Annotated in this window: 4 protein-coding genes; 3 read left to right on the forward strand and 1 reads right to left on the reverse strand. The window is 71.9% G+C overall.

Annotated features, from left to right (window positions below; all coding sequences use genetic code 11):
- The first annotated feature begins 148 nt into the window (after window positions 1-148).
- Window positions 149-715, forward strand: coding sequence for a carboxymuconolactone decarboxylase family protein (locus tag G3I65_RS26330; protein WP_160698489.1), 567 nt, complete (start codon window positions 149-151; stop codon window positions 713-715).
- 63 nt (window positions 716-778) lie between these two features.
- A complete protein-coding gene (locus G3I65_RS26335; protein ID WP_160698490.1) occupies window positions 779-1549 on the forward strand; it encodes a hypothetical protein in 771 nt (256 codons plus the stop codon).
- On the opposite strand, the gene G3I65_RS26340 is transcribed toward G3I65_RS26335, so the two are convergent.
- Window positions 1521-2474 carry a sigma-70 family RNA polymerase sigma factor gene (locus G3I65_RS26340; protein ID WP_160698491.1) on the reverse strand — a complete coding sequence of 318 codons (954 nt, stop codon included), beginning with the start codon at window positions 2472-2474 and terminating at the stop codon, window positions 1521-1523. The two genes, G3I65_RS26335 and G3I65_RS26340, sit on opposite strands and share 29 nt — an antisense overlap.
- Before the next feature lie 32 nt (window positions 2475-2506).
- On the opposite strand from G3I65_RS26340, the gene dnaG reads away from it, so the two are divergent.
- Window positions 2507-3877, forward strand: a 1371-nt coding sequence (dnaG, locus tag G3I65_RS26345) for a DNA primase (RefSeq protein WP_160698492.1), incomplete at its 3' end; no start/stop codon positions are given.

Below are 3877 nucleotides of genomic sequence, written 5' to 3' on the forward strand. Positions count from 1 at the left end.
GACGACCGGCGGGCTGGCCGCGCCGGGCCTGACCGTCGTGTTCGCGGGCGCGGCCGCGGTCCTGCTGGTGGCGTGGCTCACAGCGCCCGCTGTCACGTCTCCCGAAGCCGTCTCGTCCTCCTCGTAACCGAGACGAAGGAGAACGGAAATGCCGCGCATCACCGCGAAGAAGAGCACCGAAGCCGGGCCGGTCCTCAAGCTGTTCTACCGGATCGCCGGCCGCCGCTACGGCGCCGTGCCCGAGCCGATGGCCGTCGTCGCGCACCACCCCGGCTTGCTGCGCGCGAACGTCGTGCACGAGCTGCTGGTGGAACGCGCGTCCCGGCGGCTGCCGGTCAACGTCCGGGAACTCGCCGTCTACCGGGTCGCGACCCGCATCGGCTGCTCGTGGTGCGTCGACTTCGGCACGATGCTGCAGAAGCACGACGGCCTGGACATCGAACGGCTGAAGAAGATCGACGACTACGCGACCTCACCCGCGTTCAGCCGCCAGGAACGGCTCGCGATCGCCTACGCCGACGCGATGTCCGGCGAGCAGGTCACCGTCACCGACGAGCAGGTCGCCGAGCTGGAGCGCGAGTTCGGCCGCGAAGGCGTCGTCGAGCTGACCTACCAGATCGCGCTCGAGAACTCCCGCGCCCGGATGAACAGCGCGCTCGGCATCGTCGACCAGGGCTTCACCTCGGGCGACGCCTGCCGCGTCCCGCTCCCGTAGGACGCGGAGGATCGGACCCCGGGTGGACGCGCCACCGGGGTCCGCCGCGGGACCGTTCCCCGCATGCACCTCGTCGCCAGTGAACGGATCAAGCTCTTCAGCATCGCCACGCCCTGGGTGTGCGGTCTCTTCGCGCTCGTCGCGCTGGCCTTCCCGGCCGCGCTCACGGCGCTGACCGCCACCGAGTCCCGGCTGCCGCCGACCGTCGCGAGCACCCAGTTCGGCTACCAGCTCGCGCTGGTCGCGGTGCTGGTGCTGGGCGCGCTCGCGGTGACCAGCGAGTACCACTCCGGCACGATCCACGGCACCTTCCAGGCCGTGCCCGGCCGGACTCCGGTGCTGCTGGCCAAGGCCGCGCTCGTCGCCGGGTACGCGTTCGGGATCGGCGAAGCGGCCGCGTTCGCGGCCTGGCTGGTCGCGCGGGTGCTCGCCCCGGACGCCGACCTGGCCCTCGACAGCGTCGCGGACTGGACGATCGTCGCCGGCACCGGCCCGGTGTTCGCGCTGGCCGCCGGCTGCGGGGTCGGCGTCGGCCTGCTCGTGCGCCACACCGCCGGCGCGGTTGCGGTGCTCGTCGCGTACCCGCTGATGGCGGAGAACGTCGTCCAGCTGATCCCGCGGGCCGGGCAGGCGATCCACCGGTGGCTGCCGCTGAACGCCGTCACGAAGTTCCTCAGCGGCACCGGCGAGGCGAACGCGGGCCGGGACGGCGGCAACGCCGCGGTGCTGTCGGACTCGCCGCTGCCCCCGGGCTGGGCGCTGGCCTACTTCGGCGCCTTCGCCGCGCTGCTGCTGGCGGCCGGGATCACGCGGGCTCGTCGCCGGGACGCGTGATCCGGGTCAGCTTGTCCGGGTTCACGATGTCGTAGATCGCCACGATCTTCCCGTCGCGGATGCTGACCGACTGGACGTGCTCGTCGAGGGCGAGGAAGCCGTCGCGACCCGGCATCGGCGGCAGGTACATCCCCAGGTCGCCGTTGACCAGCACCGGCGCGCCGCGCTCGACCATGCCGGGCGCGTACTTGCGGGTGAGGCCGATGAAGAACCGGGCGATCTTGTCCGGGCCCAGGATGAGCTGGCGGGCGGTGCGGCCCTTGCCGTCCGAGTCGCCGACGAGCACGACGTCCGGCGCCAGCAGCTCGGTCATCGCCCGGATGTCGCCCGCCTGCAGCGCGATGACGAACTTCTCGAGGATCTTCGCCTGGTCCTCCAGGGGCGCGCGCGGCGGCGGGTCGGCGTCGGCCAGTGCCTTGCGGCCGCGGGACGCGTGCTGGCGCGCGGCCTCGACCGAGACGCCGAGCGCGTCCGCGATCTCGGCGAACGGCACGGAGAAGGCGTCGTGCAGCACGAACGCGACGCGCTGCTCCGGGGTCAGCTTGTCGAGCACGACCAGCGCGGCCATCCGCAGCCCGTCGTCCCGCACGGCGACGTCCAGTGGGTCTTCGCTCACCGGGCGCCCGAACGGCGTGACGACCGGCTCGGGCAGCCAGTTGCCGACGTACTTCTCGCGCTGGGCCGCGGCCGACTTCAGCCGGTCGAGGCAGATCCGGCCGACGACGGTGGTCAGCCAGCCCCGCAGGTCCCGGATGGCCGCGCGGCCGGCGTCGTCGAGCCCGGCCAGCCGCAGCCAGGACTCCTGGACGGCGTCTTCGGCGTCGGCGCGGGTGCCGGTCAGCCGGTAGGCGACGCCGATCAGGTGACTCCGGTGCTCGGCGAACTCCGTGGCCAGCGTGTCCTGGGCGGTGGGCGTGGAGACCATGCCCCGAGTGTGCCGCAAACGGCGAGACTAGAGTGGGTGGCGTGGCAGGACGGATTCGGGAGAGCGACATCGCGGAGGTGCGCGAGCGGAACCGGATCGACGAGGTCGTCGGCGAGTACGTGGCACTGCGCCGCGCCGGTGGGGGCAGCCTGAAGGGCCTCTGCCCGTTCCACAACGAAAAGACCCCGTCGTTCAACGTCCGCCCGACGCACGGCACCTTCCACTGCTTCGGCTGTGGCGAGGGCGGCGACGTGATCAAGTTCATCCAGAAGATCGACCTGATCTCGTTCGTGGAAGCCGTCGAGCGGCTGGCCGATCGCGTCGGCATCCGGCTCACCTACGAGGGCGGCGGCGCGACGATCCAGCGCGACCGCGGCAGCCGCACCCGGCTGGTCGAGGCGCACCGCGCCGCCCAGGAGTTCTACGCCGAGCAGCTGCTCACCGACGAAGCGCGCGCGGCGCGGGACTTCCTGTCCGAGCGCGGGTTCGACGCCGCCGCGGCGAAGACGTTCGGCTGCGGGTACGCGCCCGGCGGCTGGGACAAGCTGACGAAGTTCCTGCTCAACCGCGGCTTCGAGGTCAAGGAGCTGCTCACCGCGGGCCTGTCGAAGGAGGGCCAGCGCGGCCCGATGGACCGCTTCCACCGGCGGCTGGTCTGGCCGATCCGCGACGTCGGCAACGACGTCGTCGGCTTCGGCGCACGGCGGCTGTTCGACGACGACCGGATCTCGGCGAAGTACCTCAACACCGCCGAGTCGCCGATCTACAAGAAGTCCCAGGTCATGTTCGGCCTCGACCTGGCCAAGCGCGAGATCGCGAAGCGGCACCAGGTCGTCGTGGTCGAGGGCTACACCGACGTGATGGCGATGCACGCGGCGGGCGTGCCGACGGCGGTCGCGTCGTCGGGCACGGCGTTCGGCGAGGACCACATGAAGGTGCTGCGCCGGCTGATGATGGACGACGACGCCTTCCGCGGCGAAGTCATCTTCACGTTCGACGGCGACGAAGCAGGTCAGAAAGCCGCTTTGAAGGCCTTCGAGGGCGACCAGACGTTCGCCGGCCAGACGTACATCGCGGTCGCGCCGGACGGCATGGACCCGTGCGAGCTGCGCCTGGCCAAGGGCGACAGCGCGGTGAAGGACCTGGTCGCGCGGCGGACCCCGCTGTTCGAGTTCGTCATCCGCAGCACGCTCAAGAACTACGACCTCGACTCGGTCGACGGCCAGGTCGCGGCGCTGCAGAAGACCGTGCCGATGGTGGCGTCGATCAAGGACCGCGCGGCCCGCGACGGCTACGCGTCGAAGCTCGCCTGGTGGGTGGGCTGGCAGGACGTCGCGCAGGTGGTCAACCGGGTCCGCGGCAGCGCGGGCGCGACCGACAAGCGCGGCGGTGCGCCGCTGCGC

The sequence above is a fragment of the Amycolatopsis sp. SID8362 genome (assembly GCF_010550475.1).
Lineage (GTDB): Bacteria > Actinomycetota > Actinomycetes > Mycobacteriales > Pseudonocardiaceae > Amycolatopsis > Amycolatopsis eburnea.